General features: G+C 54.5%; 1 protein-coding gene. It reads right to left on the reverse strand.

Going from position 1 to position 508, the window contains the following annotated elements; translation table 11 throughout:
* Positions 1–266 precede the first annotated feature (266 nt).
* A partial coding sequence (locus QN347_RS19430; protein ID WP_323494349.1) for a hypothetical protein occupies positions 267–508 on the reverse strand: 242 nt, incomplete at its 5' end.

Consider the following 508-nt stretch of genomic DNA (forward strand, 5'->3'; position numbering starts at 1 on the left):
AGACAGCTTTTGGCCGGTGAGCGACGAAGGAGCGACGCGATGGGAGGGGATGCAAACCCCTTCCAGAGGCTTTTCCATCGTCGCTTGCGACGATCCATTAAGTTGTTCAGATTTACGCGTGAAATCTGGGCCTTCAGAGGCTGTCGCAAAAGGGTATTGAGTCGGTATCATTACCCCTGACTGGTGGCCACGTCATTCCTGCGCGCTTTTGGCAGGAACCCAGCGGCGTTCGTGCTTAACTGAAAATGCCAGAGATGATCGTGTTTTCAGCGCTGAAAACGACACTGGGTTCCCGTTAAAAGCATGCGGGAATGACGAGGCTGCGGCATGCGGGAATGACGAGGTATGCGGTGTTTCAGGTGTAAAAAACGTCCATCAGGCTTTTGCGACAGCCTCTTTTGGCCGGTGAGCGACGAAGGAGCGACGCGATGGGAGGGGATGCAAACCCCTTCCAGAGTCTTTTCCATCGTCGCTTGCGACGATCCATTAAGTTGTTGAGCCGAAGGGC

Source organism: Sphingomonas sp. 10B4, from assembly GCF_035019905.1.
GTDB classification, from domain to species: Bacteria; Pseudomonadota; Alphaproteobacteria; order Sphingomonadales; family Sphingomonadaceae; genus Sphingomonas; species Sphingomonas glacialis.